This is a genomic window from Streptomyces sp. NPDC005784, from assembly GCF_042871525.1.
GTDB lineage: Bacteria > Actinomycetota > Actinomycetes > Streptomycetales > Streptomycetaceae > Streptomyces.
On record NZ_JBIAIQ010000004.1, the window covers coordinates 56069 to 72920 of the forward strand.

Below are 16852 nucleotides of genomic sequence, written 5' to 3' on the forward strand. Positions count from 1 at the left end.
CCCTTCTCAGATGGCGGTGATGACCCGCCGTGCGAACAGGTCGGTGTTGGTGGAGCCGTTGCGGTCGTTCGCCCAGACGGCCCAGATGCCCTGGCCCGGGACGGGGACCGCGGCCGGGAACCCGTCGTTCCCCGTGGCCGGGGCCAGCCGCTGCGGCGCGGTCCAGTCGCCGCTGGCCGCGTTGCGGCGGCGTACGACGACGTGGTTGGTGTTGTCGGAGAACTTCCGGGTGGACAGCAGCCAGATGGTGCCGTCGGTGTCCTGGACCGCGGCCGGCTGGCTGTCGTTGGCGTCGGTGCCGGAGATGGCGGCCGGACCGCTCCAGGTGGTCCCGCTGAACGTGAGCACGGACAACCCGCTGCCGCTGTTGTAGAACACCAGCGCCGATGTGGCACCGAGCGCCAGGACGTGGATGTCGGTCGCCTGCCCGGTCTGCTGCGTACTGCTGCTGACGGTGTTGGTGACCGGGTTCAGCAGCACCGCGGTGAGCTTGGTGCCGTCGTGGAAGGCGATGAACACCACGTTCCCGGCCGACGCCGTGTGCACGGCCCGGCCGCCGGAGTTCGTCGCCAGCTGCACCGGCGCGGTGTCCGGGAAGGAGTTGTCGGTGTGCTTGTAGCGGAGGTAGGACCACTTGTCGGTGCTGCTGCCCGACTGGTCGAAGACGAAGACCACGAAGTCGCCGGCCAGGACCGCCTGCATCCGCTGGTCGGCGACGTTGGCAGTGGCGGCGATCGTCACCTCATTGGCGCCCGCGAGGGAGGCCAACGGCCCCCTCTTCAGCTTCAGGTCGGCGTTCGGGTCCTCGGTCGCCGCGGTCTGGTAGGCGACCAGGAAGTCCCCGTTGGGCAGCATCAGCGCCGCCGGTGCCGCGTGCACGCCGCCGCTGGTCAACGGCGTCGCCGGGACGCTCGTGAGGCTCGGGTTGGTCAGGTCGATCCGGGACAGGGCCACCTGGCTGGTGCCCGACTGGCCGGACTGCCACACGATCACCAGACCGTTCGCGTTGTCCAGGAACACCGCCTTGCCGAGCAGGTCGGCGCCCGGACCGTTGGCGACGGCGACCTCCCCCGTGGTGGGCAGCTGCCCGGCGAGCAGCGCGTTGATCGCGGTGCGCAGACTGATCAGCGGACGGTTGACCCCACTGCGGTAGTCGAACGGATCGACGCCCACGGTGTCGGCGATCAGGTGCGCCGGCGGAAGCAGCAGCCGCCGCTGGCGCTTGTCCACGACGTTCGACGACGCGATGAGGGCGGTGGCCGGGCGGTTGATCCCGGCGAGCGCGGTGTAGGAGTGCCCGGCCAGGAAGTCCGAGGACCCGGGCGCGGGTACGGCGGCACCTACGCGTACCACCCACTCGCGCTTGATCCGGGCGCACGACTCGACGCCGAGCGCGGGCAGGATCAGGTTCGGATCGTCGTCGGGAGTGACCAGGTGCTCCCATACGTCCAGGTAGGCGACCAGCGTCGTGGCCGTGCCCGGGGTGGTGAGGGCCGGCACGACGGGTACGCCGAGCTTCGCCGCGAGGGCCGCGGCGCCGGACTGCGACGCGTGCAGCGGCTGGGCCGAGAACGCCAGATCGGTCGTGATCATGACATCGAGGCCGTCGATGATGATCCGGCCGGTGTGGGCGAGCGCGGTGTCCAGCTCGCTGCCGCCGCTGCCGGCCGGCGCGCCGGCGCCGATGGTGAAGTCGTTGTTCAGACCGCCGGTGATCTGGAAGCCGTTGGTGCCCTCGGGCACGCCGTCGCCGACGTACCACTTGAGGAACGCCCTGAGCTCGAACTTGCGGACGTCGTCCAGCTCGTTGAGGTCCGAGTCGACGATCGGTACGCCCTGCTGCAGCCGCACGTTCACATACCGCAGCAGCGGGTGGAACGTGCTGGAGGTCATCGAGGCCATGGGTTCTCCGCTTCAGAACGTCAGCCAGACGGTCCGCTGCAACGTGCTCGCGGGATCCTTGGCGATGACGGGGTGGGTGACGTAGTTGACGAGCACGGTGGTCCCGTCCAGGCTCGCGATCAGGCCGAACTCGCGCAGATTGCCGCTGATGTGGTTCGCGTCCGGCCAGTTCGGCACGCTGGGCCCGAGGGTCGCCTGAATCTGCAGCCGGTTGGTGGGCGCGGCGGACACGGCCGCCGAGTCGAGGAAGTCCATCCGCAGGTCCGCCGCGGCCACGGTGTGCGGATGAGGGTCGACCAGCGCGGTCTGCCCGACGGTGGGCGGTGGTGGACCGGCGCCGTCCCACTGGCTCAGCCCGGCCCCGACCCGCAGGCCGAGCAGCCCGGTCGACCCGGGTGTGCCGCGCAGCATGGTGGCCAGCAGTCGGCGGCAGTCCCCGACGATCGTGTTGGACCGCCAGCCGTGGTCCCACACCACCCGGCCCGCGGTGTCGAACAGGACGTCGCGGTACTGACCGTGCAACTGCCCGGCCGGGTACTCCATTGCGGACATGTGCGCTCCTCCTACCGGAACGGTGGCCACCAACTGCGCCGGCGCAGGGTGGTGGGCTTCGTGGGGTCGACGGTGACGCTCGTACCGTCGGTGGACAGGAACACCTGCCAGCCGGGCAGGCTGACCGCGGTCTCCTCGGCGATCCGGAGCACCTCCGCGATCGGGTAGTCGTCGCTGAACGCGTCGGCGAGCTCGTGCCCCGCCGGGAAGAGGAGCTCCTCCAGCGGGCCCGAGCCGAGCACGACGACGGCACGCAGGTTGACCGGCAGGAACCGCTCCAGGAGCTGTCGCAGGCGGTCGGCGTCGCGCTGCACGAGCGGTCGTCCGGTGGGCCCGCGTTCGACGTAGAGCCCGATCGTGGACGGCGTGTAGACCTCGTCGGCGGCGAGGGCGGCGCCGTCCGGCCGCTGCGGCGTGTAGTCGAGCAGGTCGCCGAACTGCCGGGTGCCGCGGTTGCGGTCGAGGTCGGCGGGGGTCGCGGTGACGGTGCCGGCGAACCGGCGGACGGACGCCTCCTCCGGCGCGCGTCGGCCGGACTGGTCGAGGCCGGGGCCGGGCACACCGCCGCCGAGCCGGCCGAGACCGACGTTGCGGTCGCTGCGGAACAACAGCCAGGTCGTGCCGTCCGGAAACGTGACCGGGGCCGGATTCGCGTCCGATGCCGGCCCGCTCGTGAGCACGGTGGGCGCCGACGGGCTGCCGGTGGCGTCCAGATCGGCGGACCACAGGCGCGGGCCGCCGCCCCGGTTGGAGCGGAAGTGGACACGGGCGGCACCGGCCGGCAGCGGGGCGAGCGCCGGTTCCCGGTCGGTGCCGGTGACGCCGGTGACGGCGGTCGGCGCCGACCAGCCGACGGACGGGAAGTCGAGGTGCCGTACGACGATCTGCCACCGATCGTCCGGGTCCGCGTAGGCGTGCCGGACGGCCGACGCCAGCCACAGCCGGTTCCCGTCGCCGGTCAGGTGCGGGTCGCGCTCGCCGGGGCCACCGGGGGCGAACCGGCCCGGGACGGACCAGGAACCGCTCAACGCCCGGACCGGGGTGGCGAGTCCGGGCACCGTGCGCCACGATCCGGAACCGTCCAGGAAGGACAGACCGGCGGCGGTGCCCGCCCAGACGGTGCCCTGGTCGACGAGGACGGCCCGGCAGTCACCACTGGGCAGGCCTTCTGCGGGTGTGTGCACGCGGATGTCGCGTACCGACCGGATCTCGGCCGGCCCGGCGGCGGTCGCGGCCCACACCGGCCCCGCGTCGTCCGCCTGCGGCTTCGGGTTCGCCGCGGGGGGTGCCGGGGCGACCTGCCGGACGTCGGCGGTCGCGCCGAGGTCCACGGTGCGCACCGACGCGTCGGCGCCGACGCGGGCGACGCCGTGCGCCAGCGCCGTCCACAGCGAACCGTCCTGGGCCGGTGCCGCGTGCCGCACCTCCGTTCCGGCCAGGAACGTGGTCCAGGTGCCCGCCGGGTCGAGCCGGGACAGGCCCGCGCCGGTGGCGAACCACACCGCGCCGGTCATGTCGGCGACGATGTGCCGCACGTCGTTGCTCGCGAGACCGCCCGTCGTCGCGGTGATCACCTGCCACGAGCCGCCCGCCGAGAGCCCGGCGGCGCCGGCGCCGTGGCCGAACCACACCGTGCCGGAGGGGTCCACGGCCACCGTCCGCACGTCGGTGGTGGCGAGGCTTCCGGCGGTGGTGCCGGGCGTGAACACGGTCGTCGTCCCGTCCGGCCGGCGGACGGCACCCCCGGCGCCGGTGGCGAACCAGCTCGACCCGTCGGCGTCGACCGCGACACCCCGTACGTCCGCGGACGGGAGCCCGGTGAGCGTGGTGACCGCGCCGTCCCGGGCCAGCACCCGCACCCCGGCCGCGGTGGCGATCCGTACCCGGCCGTCCCACCGCAGCCGGTACAGCCGCCACCCGTCGAGCAGGCTCGCCCAGCACAGCCGTACCGCCCCCTCCGGGTCGAGTACGGCGGTGCAGTCGGCGTGCCGGCCCGCCGGAACCGCCGGGATGTCGGTGGCGGCGGCCCAGTCGACGTCGGGCTGCCAGCCGCCCTGCCCGGTCAGCGCCCGGTCGCCGAACCCCAGTGCCCGGGCCGCGGTCGACGCGGCCGGATCGGCACGCAGCGCGACCCCCGGTCCGGTCGCGGTCGTGGCCAGGGCCAGCGAACCGTCCCCGGCGACGGCCGCCGTGACGCCGGTGAGCTGCGCGTTGAACGCGGCGGTGACCTCGTCCGCGCGGGCGGCGGACGGATCGGCGTAGTCGGCCGCGCGCACGGTGAACCGCTCGGTGGCGCCGTAGCCGGTGAGGGTCACAACGGTGCCGGTGGTCAACGCGTACGGCTGCGACGCGTCGCCGCGCAGCCGGGCCGGGGTGGGTGCGGACGGTGTCCCCAGCCGCCAGCGCAGCCGCGCCGCACCGGTGTCCGGGTGCTCGACCCAGGCCAGGCCGAGCCGGCCGTCCGGCAGCGCGACCGGCGCCGGATCGGCCTGCGGCGCGACCGGCCGGGGCTCGACCACCCGGGTGTCCGCCCAGGCTCCCCGGAAATACGCCTTGAGGTGCAGCCGGGGGACGACTCCGCCGGCGCCGACGGTGGAGGCATGCGCCATCCACAGCCGACCGGTCGGGTCGGTGACGGTGGCGAGCCGGCCGCGGGCCGCGCCGTCCAGCGAGACCAGGCTCGCGGCCGCGGTACGCACCTCTATCCGGGACGCCTCACCGGTGAGGCGCGACATGAGCCGCACCGCGCCGCCGGTCCCGTCCGCGCGCAACTCGCCGATGTCCCGGTTCACGACCGCCGCGACCTCGGCGGCGGTCGCGGCGCCGAGGTCGGCGAAGTCGGCCGGGCCGAACGTCAGGGTGATCGGCAGGCCACCGTCCGGCGCGACGGTGAAGGTCATCCCGGTGCGCAGCGCGAACGGCTCGGTGGCCGCGCCGGTCAGCACGGCGTTGGCGGTGGCGGTGCCGGTCGCGATGTCGTGCGGCGCGGTGAGGCCGAGCACGGCGGACGCCTCCTCGGCACCCCACCACGCCCCGTCGCGTCGCGCCGCGGCGAAGACATTGCGCTGCGGCGCCAGCCCGGCCCGCGCGACGTGCTGGGAGAACTCGGCGACCCGGGTGGACCAACCGGTGTAGAAGTCGACGAGGCTGCGCAGTCCGGGGACGGTGCCGACGGAGTCGTAGAGCCTCGGCGCCGTGCGGATCTCGTTGCGCTGCCGTGCCACGTCCGTGTCGGCCGTCAGGTCCCAGCCGACCCACTGCGAGAGCAGGGGCAGGAACCGGCTGTCCACGTCCGACACGGCGCGCAGCCCGCGCAGGTTGTCCGCGGAGCTGCGGATCGCGTCCACGGCGGCGCCGTAGACGTCGACGAAGCGTCGTAACTGCCCGCCGTTCGTGCCGGCCTCGGGGAGCAGGCCGGTGGCGGCGTCGGGTACCCGGGTGACGGTGTCGTGACGTCGGTACACCTCGGGGATCAGCTCGTACAGCGTGCGGTGCGCGCCGTGCACGTCGCCGGGGGTGGCGACGGCCCGCATGGGGCGGCCCAGGGCCGGGCTGTCCAGCTCGTAGTAGTACGGCGTGCCGGCGTCCAGCTCGCCGCCGCCGACGCCGCCGACGTCGAGCAGGTCGAGTTCCAGACGCAGCACAGCGCGATCGGCACCGAAGACGGTGCGGGTGACGAGCCGGAGCACCTCCCGGGACACCGCGGCGACCGTCTCGGTCACGGTGACGGTCCGCTCCCTGACCCGCCGCGCGCCGGCGGCCGCGTCGCTGTCCGGCAGATCGGTCACGGCGAGCGCGCCGGGCACCGGTGCGGGCGGGAACGCGGCGCTGTCGTGGAGCAGCCAGGGCGCGCCGGTGTCCGGGAACGCGAAGTCGCGCGTCTTGCGCCGCACGGTGACAGGCGGCGCGTCGAGTACCGTCTCGCCCGCGTCCGGCGTGAACGCCCAGCGGACCCAGATCCGTCGGCCGATCAGGTCGGCGCTCGCGGTGAACGTGTCGATCCTCATGGCAGTGTCGTCCGTACGGTCACGTCGAGGGTGCCGGGGACGGCCATCTCGAACTCGCCGATGTCGATCCGCCCGTCGGTGGCAACGTCGAGCGAGACCGCGTCGCGCAGGAAGGCGGGCAGCTCGGCGAGCGGTGGCAGGTTGTGCCGCGCCAGCTCCGCGTCGACGTCCGGCGCGGGCCTGTCCTGTCGGCGAAGGCCGGTCACGGTCGCCGCGAGGACGCCCGGGACGGACTCGGCGGCCGCGAACACCTCGCTCTGGAACAGCGGCCGGCCGAAGTCGACCCGGGAGAACGACAGGAGTCCGTTGATCGCGGCCTCCACCTGTCCGGCCACCGCGTCCGTGACGAACCGCTCGTCGACGAGCAGTTCGACGCCGATGTCCACGGCGACCGGCTGTGCGTCCAGCACCCGGACCAGACAGCCGGCCATCCGCTTGTCCTCGAAGTAGCCGACGAGCCGGTTGCGCAGCGCTTCCGGGACCGGGACCAGGGTGTCCCCGGCGGGCGCGACGAACAGGTCGATCTGGTTCCAGGAGACGCTGCGGGCCCGGACCTTGGCCACCGTGCCCGTACTGTGCGCCAGCGCCTCGTAGTCGCTCGCGGTCACCGCCCGGTTGGTCGACCGGAACGCGAACGGCGCGTACCGCGCGGCGTGGTCGGAGCGTTCGGCGTCGCTGCCGCCCGCCGCCGCGGCTTCGTTCACCACGGCCTGCAGCGTGTCGATCGCGGTGAGAGCGGTGGTGACGGTTCCGGCCGCGAGGTTGCCGGCGGTGCCCTGGCAGACCCGGTAGGAGGCGCGGACGTTGTTCGGCCCGGCGGGCGGCACCCGGCCGGCGCCGAACACCGCGTGTCCGATCCCGTCGGCGTCGAAGAGCAGCTGGTAGTAGCGCGCCTCCGGGTGGGAGAACACGGCCCGCCCGTCCGGGGCGATGTCGAAGAGCAGGCTGTCCCGGCGGTCCCAGGTCACCCAGCCGGCGCCCTCGTTCACCTCGACGACCACGGACGCGACGACCACGGACGCGTCGGGCAGCGCGAAGGACTGGCTGGCCTCGCCGGTGGACGAGCCGATCAGCACCGGCCCGACCGGGCGGCTCTGCTCGACCGGAAGCCGGTCGTAGCGCACCACCGGCTTGCCGTCCGCGCCGGTACCCGGACGCAGTTGGTCGGAGAGAAGGACCAGGTCCAGGTCGGGACCGAGATAGGTGAACTCGATCGCGGCGGCGCCCGGCGGCCGGGCGGCGAACTGCGCGCCGCTGGGGACGGTCACGGTGCGTACCCCGGCCGGCCGGGGGAAGGTCAGCATCAGATCGGCCATCGCGGGCGCGGCCGGGGTCAGCTCGTAGCCGATCAGCCGCAGCAGATCCACGATGCTGGCCCGCTCGGTGGCGGTGCCCGGGAACAGTTCGCCGGCGATGCGGTCCTGGTAGTAGAGCGTGATGTCGCCGACGTAGGCGAACAGGTCGACCAGCAGCATGCCGAGGTCGGCGGGACTCTGGTCGGTCCACTCCGGCAGGCGCTGCTGGGCCAGCCGGAGCATCGCCGTACGCAGGGACGCGAAGTCCTTGTCGGTGTAGTCGATCGCGGGTGCCGGTGTCGTCATCGTCTACACCAGGGGGACGATCATCTCGGCGGACACCGGCTTGTCGCTGTGCACATAGCTCAGCAGCAGCCGCAGTCCGCCGTCCGAACGGGACAGCCGGGCGCGGGTGACGATGACGCGCCGCTCCCAGCGCACGACCGCCTCGTGCGCCTGCTTGCGGAGCAGGTCGGCGGTCACGTCGTCGTCCGGCTCGTGGACCAGGGTGTGCACCCGGGTGCCGAAGTCGCGCAGCATGGGCCGTTCGCCGAGCCGGGTGCCGAGCAGGATCCGCAGGTCGTCGCGGATCTTCTCGGTGCCTTCGGTCCAGGCGATGCCGCCGGTGTGCGGGTCGATCCGGAACGGGAACGCCGCTCCGCGGGCGTCGGCCATAGGGGACTCCTTGTCTTACTCGTCTTGCTTCAGGACGGATGACTGGCTGGCGGACTGGCGGGCGGGCTGGCGGGCTGGCGGGCTGGCGGGCTGGCGGGCTGGCGGGCTGGCGGGCTGGCGGGCTGGCGGGCTGGCGGGCTGGCGGGCTGGCGGGCTGATCACTTCACGACAGCGGACTGGCTCAGGTGCACACCGGGCTGCAGGGCGAGCGGTGCGAGCTGGGGCGACGGGGAGCCGGGCGGACCGTGGACGTGCGTGAGCAGTTGGGTCCACAACTGGCCGAAACCGTTACCGAGGAGCGTCGGCTCGCTCGCGCCGCTGCCCACCTCGACCTTCGACCCGTCCAGCACGATGTGGTCGGCGCTCACGTGCACGCTGCCGTCGGACTCGATCGAGAGAGAGGCGCCGCCGCTGTGCCGGATCAGGATCCGTTCCCCGCCGCCGGTGTCGGTGAGGTCGACGGTGTGCCCGGCGGTGGTCCGGATGACCTGATGGTCGGGCGGCGTCACCCGGGCCTCGGGCGGAACGGCGTCCGCCGGGTACCAGACCCCCACCCAGATCGGGGCCCGGGTGTCTCCGGCCGCGAACTCCACCCATACGTTGGCGTCCTTGGGCGGTACGAAGAAGTGTCCGTGCGGGAAGCACGGCTCGGCGGTGACGAGCGCCTCCGGTCCGAAGATGTCCGGCACGATCACCGTGAGCCGGCCGCGCCGGTCGTCGTCGGTGTTGTCCCGCACGATCCCGCGGTACTTGCCGTAGTAGTTGCCGGTGTGCCGGGTCAGCTCGTCGGACAGCATGTCGGGCCTCCTGTCACCGGGTCGCGGTGATGTGGGTGAAGTAGCTGGAGTCCTGGTGGTCGCCGACCAGGTCGCGGGTGTACACGTGGTTGACCTTCGTCAGGTACCAGACCCCCTCGGCCCACGGCGCGAGCCCGGTGATCCGCAGCATCGCCTTCGCCCGTAGCAGCGCGTTGCCGACGGCCTTGCCCCGGCCGCTCATCCCGACGATCCGGGTCGGGTCGACGCTCACCCGGTTCTTCGCGTCCTGGGCGGTGCCCGCCGCCTTGCCGACGACCCGCTCGGCCGGCGTGCTGAGCTGGGCCTGTGCCACGGCCGCCTTCCCGGTCAGCGCCTCGATCGCCGCGCGCATCCGGTCCCCCGCGGCCGGGGCACGCTCCGTCCGGGGTGCGGCCAGCGGAGGCCGGGGCGGGGTCACCGGCGCCGGCTGGTCGACGAGCCGGCCGGTGTCCGGGTCGACGGTGCTCGCCGAGCGGGCCGGGAGCGCACCCGAGCTGATCCGCTCGTAGGTGAACGTGACGAGGTCGCTGCCCACCCGGCAGTACCGCAGTGTGCCCACCGGATCGGAAGCCGCGATCGCCGCGATCGGCCGGAACGAGAACTGGGACTCCTTGCTGTCGGTCAGTTCGACGAACGCCAGGCAGCCCTGGCCGCGGGCCTGGTCCAGGATGAAGTCCCAGACCGAGGTGGCGACGTAGCGGCCGGCGACGCGGGCGTCCGGCGCGGTGTCGTCGACCGGCTCGATCGTCCCCACGGTGATCCCGGTGCCGGGCGCGGTGACCAGTTTGCGGAGCAACGCGCTGAGCGGCTCGCCGGTGTTCCACGTCTTCGGGTCGAACGGGGTCTGCGCCAGCCGGTGGCTGTAGTCCCGGGCGGTCAGTTCGATCTGCTGGCCATCGGGGCGCGCCTGCACCACGGCGCTGACCACGACTCCCTCGAAGAGCGCCGCGTGCTGCATCAGCCGGCCCATCGTGAGCTGCACGACGAGGCCCTCGAACGAGGCGTGCGCGAGGACGCCCGTGGGGTCGTCGAAGACCACCTTCGCCTCGTCCGTGAGCCGGTCGTGGTCCTCCACGGCGACCGAGCGCACCGGCACCGTGACGTCGGCCAGGTCGTCCGGACCGGTGCCGATCTTCACGGTGGCGAACGCGGCCCGGTTGTCACTGCCGGTCGGGGGCGGGACGGGTACGGCCATCTCAGAACACCCGGTCCCGGCTGACCTGGCCGATGTCCTGGGAGGCCGGTACCGACAGGGCGGCGCCCGGTCGCAGGTCGAGGGGGAACTCCACCGGGTTGGCGTCGGCGATGCGCCACCACACCTGGCTGTCGCCGAAGTAGCGCCAGGACAGGTACTCGATGTCCTCGACGCCGGTGACCCGGTGCTCGTAGTTGATGGCGTCGGCGGCGGGCGGCGCGTATCTGCGGATCGCCACGGTGGCCCGCGTGGTGCCGGTGGCGTCCACGGCCGGGTAGACCGCGGCCTGCCGGTAACGCGAGGTGATCGACACGGACATGATCGGGCGCCCTCTCAGAGTTCGAAGATGTTCTGCACCAGGCCGGCGCCCGGTACGGCCTGCAGCCAGTCCTGGAAGTCCAGTTGCCCGTAGGACTTGCCGACCTCGACCAGCCGGTCGAGCACGTCGAGGCTGGTGGTGATCGACGCGGTCTGTTCGTTGAGGGTCAGGCTGACCTCGGCGCGCTCCGGCGTGAGATCGGGCTTGAACTTGGTGATCTTGATGTTGAGGTCGGTCATCACACAGTCCAGGTCGATGCCGCCGAGCTTGAGCGTGCACACCGGTGGCTGGGCCGGCGGACAGAACGTCTTGGCACCGCTGAACCAGGCGAGTACGTCGTTGACCGGGTCCCAGGCCGGATTCATGAACGAGCGCAGCACCGCGAGGCTGGGCTCGATCCGGCCGCCGAACCGCGCGTCGTCCGGCGCCGAGCCGTCGCCGCTCTGCCGCGGCGGGATGTCGGGCAGGGACCGCGCGTCGAGGGCGAAGTCCAGTGCGAACGAGCGCGGCTTGCCGAAGTCGGCCTCCAGCGCCTTCGTCGCGACCAGTGAACTGCCGATCTCCTTCAGGTCGGTGGCGATCCCGCTGACGTTGCCGAAGCCCTTGGACGCCTTGGTCTGGTCGAACGCCCAGTTGCCGAGGCTGGTGGTCTCCCGGTAGGTGAAGCTCTTCTTCTCCGACAGCAGCTCCGGGTTGAACTGGAACCGGAAGATCAGCGGTGGGACGGCGATGAGGTTGGCGAGGTAGCCGGCGGTGCGTGCCATGGCGACTCCTAGATCGGTAGGGGCAGCCGGCTGCCGCCGCCGCGCTGGTCGTAGTCGAACCACATCCGGGCGTGCTGATCGATGTCGTCCGACGGGGCGGTGGAGAGAGCGGGTTCGCTGGTGGTCCAGGTGACGTGGGGTGTCGCGACCGGTCCGGGCGTGGTGCTCCCCACGTCGACGACCACCTCGTCGATCTGGATGGTGGCCCGGGTCCGGTCCGCCGACTCGGCCGCGCGGCGCGGGATCCCGTCATGACCCGCCGGACTCTCGAAATGGCCGGTGATCGAGGACAGCAGGCCGTCGAGTCCGCCGTGGGTCAGCCATGCCTCGTACGCGTTCGCGACCGCTGTCAGGCCGGTCTGCGGTGTCGCCGCCTCGCCGATCACGAGCCTGTCGGCCAGCCGTGCCGACCGGGTGCCGGCGTCGTCCAGGGCGCGGCCGAGCCGCGCGTCGGACAGCTTGGTCTCGGCCAGCGCGGCGGCCTCCAGCGTGGACCCGATGGTGCCCAGCCCGTTCGAGAGCTGCCCGGCGCCGAGGCCGACCGCGTCCGTGCCGAGCTTGCGCAGCTTGCCGAGCGGCTCGGTCAGGCCCGCGACGAACGCCGGGTCGGACAACGCCGCGCCGAAGTTCGGTGGCGCGGGCCGAACGGCCACCGGGCCCACGCTGTCGAACGTGGTGGCCGGCAGACCGAGCTTGGCCGCGTCGGTGAGCGCGTCCTGCTGCTTGTCGGACAACTGGGTGTCGGTCTTCAGCTCGAAGACCAACGGGAGCACCGCGGGCAGGATCCGGACCAGATGCGTGATGATCCGGAACGCCCGCAGGTCGCCGAGGTTGCGCAGGACCGCGTCGATCGTCGGGATCAGCCAGTTGAGCAGACCGTCCACGGTGGCCCTGACGGCGTCGCCGAGCACGACGCCGATCCGCAGCACCGCGAGGAGCGCCTGCTGGACGCCGTCGAAGACACCGCCGATGATCCCGTCCACGGTGGATGCCAGGACGCCTACGACGGTGGCTCCGACCCGGGCCACGACGGCCACCGTGTCCAGCGCGAGGACAAGGAGCGCGTCGCGCAGGAGCAGCGTGACCCGCAGCCCGAAGCGGAGTGTCTCGGCGATCCCGAGCCGGATGTCGCCGAGCCGGGTGATCAGCGACGCGATCGAGCCGACGGCGATGGGCAGTACGAGGACGAGGCCGTCCACGACCTTCGCGACGGCGTTCAGCATCGCGGTGGCACTGCCCAGCTGGTCGACCGGCGGCTGTATGCCGACGGGCGCGCTGCCGGCGGACTGGAACAGTTTGGTGAGCGAGTCGACCGCGCCCTTGATGCTTTCCAGCTGGGCGATCAGGCTGGTCCCCGGGCTCGGAGGAGCCGCCGCGTCGGATGCGGACGTGGCCGCGGGCTTGACCGCGGATGTGCCGATCATGGTGAGGATGTGTTCGACGTGCTCGGCGAGCTTCGCGATGTCCTGGAACGACCAGACCAGCCGGAACTGCGAGACGGCGCCGCCGGCGACGCCTCCGATCAGGTTGCCGACGAACCCGCCGATACCGCCCAGCAGTCCGGAGAGGAAGTCGCCGAACCCGCCGCCCGGCGCCAGGTCGTTGATGTTGACGACGTACACCTTGAGGGCGCCCTCGTACATCGGCGGCGCGCCGAAGTTCGGCCCTGCGGTGATGACGGACGTGAACGCGAACGTGCCGTAGGTCGACGTGGCGCGCTCGATGTCCTCCAGGGCGCGGCGCCCGAACCGGGTCTGGGTGAGCAGCAGCCCGAGCTGGGTGATGAGTTCCTCGGTCTCGTCCATGTCAGGCCCGCACCCCCTCGGTGAGAATGCGCAGCCGTCGCTCGCCCGTGCGGAAGGCGTCCCGGACGGCGCCGGCGAACGCGGCGGCCACCGCGTCGGCGAGGTCATCGTCGAGGTCGCCGCCGGCGCGGACGCGCAGGGTCAGCCGGGGCAGGACGACCCGCCCGAGCGCGGCCCGGCGCAGGATCCACGGCGACGTGGGAAGGGGTTCGTGCGCGCGGTCGACCAGCCCGCCGACGTACCCGTCGACGACCGCGCCGATCACCACGAATCCGCTGTCCGCCAGCCACGACTCGAACTTCCGCGCGAGCTGGTCCGGTGGCGGAGCCGCACTCTGCCGCCGGATCTCGTCGCCGAACACCCGGTCGGCGAGCGCGGCGGACTGGCCGCCGATCCGGTCCAGACCGGGGAGTCGGCTCGTGTCGCGCTGTGCGGCGAGGCTCGCGTCGGCGAGCTCGCCCAGGCCGGTGGCGGTGCTGGTGAGTGCTCCCCGGACGGCGGTGCGCAGCCCGTCGCCCAGCGCACCGACCGCGTCGGCCAGGGCAGGACCGAGCGCCGGATCCACCAGTCGCGGGAAGTCCGAGCGGAAGGCGAGGGGCGGGCCCTCGGGGAACGCGGGCAGGAGCACATGCCCCGGGCCGTGCGTGTCGAACAGCGCGTCCAGGAGCCGCCGGGCGCGGCGGCGCTGCCGGCGCAGGTACGGCCACAGCACCAGCGGGCTGCGGCGCACTCGCTTGTCGATCCCGTCCAGGACGTCCGACAGGACGTTGTACAGGGCCCGGTTGAGTCCGGTCCCGGGCTTGTCGAGGAGGTCGTTGAGCGAGAAGTCGGCCACGTTCGCCACGAACGTGCCGCCGATCCAGGGGATCAGGCGGGTCAGGTTGAAGTCGAACGCGGTGGTGATGACGAACAGCGCCACCCGCATGAGCCGGACCACGCCACGCAGCGAGTAGCCGAGCGCGCCGACGAAGTCACGGATCCCGGTGCCCAGGGCGGTGCCGAACGCCAGCCAGAAGCGCACCGTGAAGTCCAGGTGCGAGCCGAGCGGTCCGGCGATCCCGCGGGCCAGTCGCGACGCCGTGCCGGTCAGGCCGGCGAAGAGGCCGAACGCGGTGCTCAGCGCGTCGCGCCTCAGATCCAGCACTGCCTGCCGCTGCCGCTGGAGGGTGCGCCCGACCACCGCGCCGAGTACGCCCAGCAGCGCCTCGGCCGCGCCGGGCAGCAGCACGACGACCGCGATCCCGGTGGCGATGCCCGCCGCGATCCCGTCCAGCGACTCGGTCGAAGACGGTGACGGCGGTGCCGTCCCGGGCCGAGGAACCGGCACGAAGGGCTGGATCTGCTTCGTGAACCGTTCGAGCTCACCGCCCTTGACACTGGCCTCCGAGAGGGCCCGGAAGGCCAGCACCGCGACTGCGACGAGGTCCGAGCTGTCGAACATGTCCGGCCGCGGCGACGCGCCGGACACCGACGCGTCGAGCGCGGCGGCGATCGCAACGATCTGCTCCAGCAGGCCGGGGATCGCGTTCGCGTCGTCGAGCCGCAGCGGCCGGGTCAGGCCGGCGAGGAACGCGAGCCCGGCGTCGGCCAGGGTCGGCACGGGTGCGGTCCGGGTGAGCGCACGGCGCTGCGACGGTACGACGCGCAGGGTCACCGCGCCGTCGACGAACCGCAGTACCGGGAAGCGCGCGGTGGCCCGGTCGGCCTGCCGCCCGGCCAGCAGCCGGCGTTCCAGTACCGGACGCACGGCCCGACGCGCCACGTGCATGGCCTGCTCCTGGGCGGCGAAGGCCCCGGCGAACCGGGCGGCGGCCGTCGCGAAGTCGATCGGCATCGTCATCACCCGCCCGCGCCGGTCAGGTAGGGCTGCTTCCGCAGCCGCGCCAGGAGTCCGTCCTGGAAGCGGCGCACGTCGTCCGGGTCGGCGTCGGGCACCCGCAGTCGCAGCGTGTGCACCACCGGCCGCAGCACGCCGCTCTCCGGCAGCTCGGCGACCGGGAATTTGGACAGCAGCTTGTCCAGCGTCTCCCGCACCGGGCCCCGCAACTCGGCCGGCATCAGGCGGTCGACCACCGCCCTCAGCGGCGTGAGGTCGACCGGCGCGCTCAGGAAGCGCGGCAGCTCCGGCAGCTCCAACCCGGTCACGGCCGGCACCCGGACGGCCGGCACCCGGACGGCCGGGATCCGGACGGCCGGGATCCGGACCGCCGGGACCCGGAGTGCGACGGGCGGTGCGGCGACCGGCACGGGTGGCGGCACCGTGACGTCGGGCAGCGAGGGCAGCGGCGGGAAGGAGACGGACGGCAGCTCCGGCAGCGCGGCGATCAGCGGCGCGAGCCGGCTCGGCCCGGACGACGGTTCGGCGGGTTTCGGCGGTGCGGCGTCCAGGGCGGCCGTGAAGACGCCCGCCTCGGTACGCAGTGTGGTGACGACCCGGACGGTCGGATGCCCGGCGATCAACTCCCCTACGAACGTGGCGAGTTCGGCGGGAAACGTAGCCACGGTCAGCTTGGCGCCCACCGCCGACAGCGCGGACTCCAGGACACCGAGACCGTCCCTGAACGCGGCGCCCGCCACGGTGAGCTGCGCGCGCAGGACGCCGGTCGCCCGGGTGAGGAGGCGGTCGGCCGAGAGCGCGTCGTCCGCGTAGGACATCGCGCCGGTGACCACCTCGCCGATCGCGCCGGCCGCCGCGCCGGCGAGCAGGGCGAGGCCTTTCATCAGCGCGGCGACGGGTGCGAGTGCCGGACCCACCCGGACGACGAGGAAGGCCATGGCGCCGAGCACCTGGCCGAGCAGCCGCCCGAGCCGCGTCCCGACGATGACGAGACCCGCCGTGAGCGGGTTGCGCATCCGGTCGCCGAGCACCTGGCCGATCACGTCCCGGGCGGCGATGAACAGCCGGGTCAAAGACCCGAACAGGTCGTGGACGGCGCGTACTTCGCGGCGGTCGCCGAGCGCCACGAGCAGGCCGTAACCGAAGCCCGCGGCGGCCAGTCCGCCACCGACGAGGACGGCTGTGCCGACCGGCGCGACCACCATGCCGACGGCGAGCGCGAACGGGGCCAGCCTCCACACCACCGCGAGGACCAGCGTCTTCCAGCTGAAGTCGGTGAACCTCATCAGCAGGTGGATTCCGGCCATGGCGTACAGCGGGTCGAGCGCCATGCCGACGATCTTCCCGGCGAACCCGAGCAGCGACCCCGTGGCGTTCGGGCCGCCCTGGCTCACCGGCACCGAGCGCTGGGCGGCCGCGAACTGCTCTTCCATCTGGCCGATGTTGACGATGTACCCGCTCAGGTTCAGCCGGGCGAGGGGGGTCTCGAACCCCCACCAGTGCACCAGGAACGCGGCGCGGGCGCGCTCGACGACCACCGACTCGTGGTCGACGATCTCCAGCCACGGCGTCAGGGTGCGGACCGTCGCGCACAGCGAGCGGGTCAGTCCGCGCAGCAGCATGATCACCGGCATCGTGTCAGCCCTCCCCTCCGTCGGCTGTCCGACCCGGTCGGTGCGGGTCGGCTGGTGGTCAGTGCGGGTC

At 73.0% G+C, this 16852-nt stretch carries 12 protein-coding genes; all 12 read right to left on the reverse strand.

From position 1 onward, the window contains the following. Positions 1 to 6 precede the first annotated feature (6 nt). The 12 genes from ACFYR3_RS08145 to ACFYR3_RS08200 all read right to left on the reverse strand — a co-directional run bounded on the left by ACFYR3_RS08145 (position 7) and on the right by ACFYR3_RS08200 (position 16782). Positions 7 to 1902 carry a DUF6519 domain-containing protein gene (locus ACFYR3_RS08145; protein WP_389282071.1) on the reverse strand — a complete coding sequence of 632 codons (1896 nt, stop codon included), beginning with the start codon at positions 1900 to 1902 and terminating at the stop codon, positions 7 to 9. A gap of 12 nt (positions 1903 to 1914) precedes the next feature. Next, positions 1915 to 2454: a hypothetical protein gene (locus tag ACFYR3_RS08150; RefSeq protein WP_355845074.1), complete on the reverse strand. Its 540-nt coding sequence runs from the start codon at positions 2452 to 2454 to the stop codon at positions 1915 to 1917. An 11-nt stretch (positions 2455 to 2465) separates the two neighbouring features. After that, positions 2466 to 6461 (reverse strand): hypothetical protein, encoded by a 3996-nt coding sequence (locus ACFYR3_RS08155; protein ID WP_389282073.1) that lies wholly within the window; start codon positions 6459 to 6461, stop codon positions 2466 to 2468. Continuing rightward, positions 6458 to 8062, reverse strand: a complete 1605-nt coding sequence (locus ACFYR3_RS08160; protein WP_355845079.1) for a baseplate J/gp47 family protein — start codon at positions 8060 to 8062, stop codon at positions 6458 to 6460. Before ACFYR3_RS08160 ends, ACFYR3_RS08155 begins: the two co-directional genes overlap by 4 nt. A 3-nt stretch (positions 8063 to 8065) precedes the next feature. Continuing rightward, positions 8066 to 8431 (reverse strand): GPW/gp25 family protein, encoded by a 366-nt coding sequence (locus tag ACFYR3_RS08165; RefSeq protein ID WP_355845082.1) that lies wholly within the window; start codon positions 8429 to 8431, stop codon positions 8066 to 8068. Between the two features lie 158 nt (positions 8432 to 8589). After that, the gene (locus ACFYR3_RS08170) at positions 8590 to 9228 is read right to left on the reverse strand and encodes a phage baseplate assembly protein V (protein ID WP_355847777.1); all 639 of its coding nucleotides are present in this window, start codon (positions 9226 to 9228) and stop codon (positions 8590 to 8592) included. Between the two features lie 13 nt (positions 9229 to 9241). Then, positions 9242 to 10423: a hypothetical protein gene (locus ACFYR3_RS08175; protein WP_389282076.1), complete on the reverse strand. Its 1182-nt coding sequence runs from the start codon at positions 10421 to 10423 to the stop codon at positions 9242 to 9244. 1 nt (position 10424) lies between these two features. Beyond that, the gene (locus ACFYR3_RS08180; RefSeq protein ID WP_355847772.1) at positions 10425 to 10742 is read right to left on the reverse strand and encodes a hypothetical protein; all 318 of its coding nucleotides are present in this window, start codon (positions 10740 to 10742) and stop codon (positions 10425 to 10427) included. 14 nt (positions 10743 to 10756) lie between these two features. Further along, complete coding sequence (locus ACFYR3_RS08185) at positions 10757 to 11506, reverse strand: hypothetical protein (RefSeq protein ID WP_389282078.1); 750 nt, start codon at positions 11504 to 11506, stop codon at positions 10757 to 10759. Positions 11507 to 11514: 8 nt separating this feature from the next. Continuing rightward, entirely contained in the window at positions 11515 to 13311 is a 1797-nt protein-coding gene (locus tag ACFYR3_RS08190; protein WP_356781139.1) for a hypothetical protein, read from the reverse strand. Between the two features lies 1 nt (position 13312). Further along, positions 13313 to 15145 (reverse strand): hypothetical protein, encoded by a 1833-nt coding sequence (locus ACFYR3_RS08195; protein WP_389282080.1) that lies wholly within the window; start codon positions 15143 to 15145, stop codon positions 13313 to 13315. 5 nt (positions 15146 to 15150) lie between these two features. Further along, complete coding sequence (locus ACFYR3_RS08200) at positions 15151 to 16782, reverse strand: hypothetical protein (RefSeq protein ID WP_389282082.1); 1632 nt, start codon at positions 16780 to 16782, stop codon at positions 15151 to 15153. Between the last annotated feature and the right edge of the window lie 70 nt (positions 16783 to 16852).

Excerpts from the sequence above, each read along its gene's own strand:
- ACFYR3_RS08145 (WP_389282071.1), bottom strand. The coding sequence starts at position 1,902 with ATGGCCTCGATGACCTCCAGCACGTTCCACCCGCTGCTGCGGTATGTG.
- ACFYR3_RS08150 (WP_355845074.1), bottom strand. The coding sequence starts at position 2,454 with ATGTCCGCAATGGAGTACCCGGCCGGGCAGTTGCACGGTCAGTACCGC.
- ACFYR3_RS08155 (WP_389282073.1), bottom strand. The coding sequence starts at position 6,461 with ATGAGGATCGACACGTTCACCGCGAGCGCCGACCTGATCGGCCGACGG.
- ACFYR3_RS08160 (WP_355845079.1), bottom strand. The coding sequence starts at position 8,062 with ATGACGACACCGGCACCCGCGATCGACTACACCGACAAGGACTTCGCG.
- ACFYR3_RS08165 (WP_355845082.1), bottom strand. The coding sequence starts at position 8,431 with ATGGCCGACGCCCGCGGAGCGGCGTTCCCGTTCCGGATCGACCCGCAC.
- ACFYR3_RS08170 (WP_355847777.1), bottom strand. The coding sequence starts at position 9,228 with ATGCTGTCCGACGAGCTGACCCGGCACACCGGCAACTACTACGGCAAG.
- ACFYR3_RS08175 (WP_389282076.1), bottom strand. The coding sequence starts at position 10,423 with ATGGCCGTACCCGTCCCGCCCCCGACCGGCAGTGACAACCGGGCCGCG.
- ACFYR3_RS08180 (WP_355847772.1), bottom strand. The coding sequence starts at position 10,742 with ATGTCCGTGTCGATCACCTCGCGTTACCGGCAGGCCGCGGTCTACCCG.
- ACFYR3_RS08185 (WP_389282078.1), bottom strand. The coding sequence starts at position 11,506 with ATGGCACGCACCGCCGGCTACCTCGCCAACCTCATCGCCGTCCCACCG.
- ACFYR3_RS08190 (WP_356781139.1), bottom strand. The coding sequence starts at position 13,311 with ATGGACGAGACCGAGGAACTCATCACCCAGCTCGGGCTGCTGCTCACC.
- ACFYR3_RS08195 (WP_389282080.1), bottom strand. The coding sequence starts at position 15,145 with ATGCCGATCGACTTCGCGACGGCCGCCGCCCGGTTCGCCGGGGCCTTC.
- ACFYR3_RS08200 (WP_389282082.1), bottom strand. The coding sequence starts at position 16,782 with ATGCCGGTGATCATGCTGCTGCGCGGACTGACCCGCTCGCTGTGCGCG.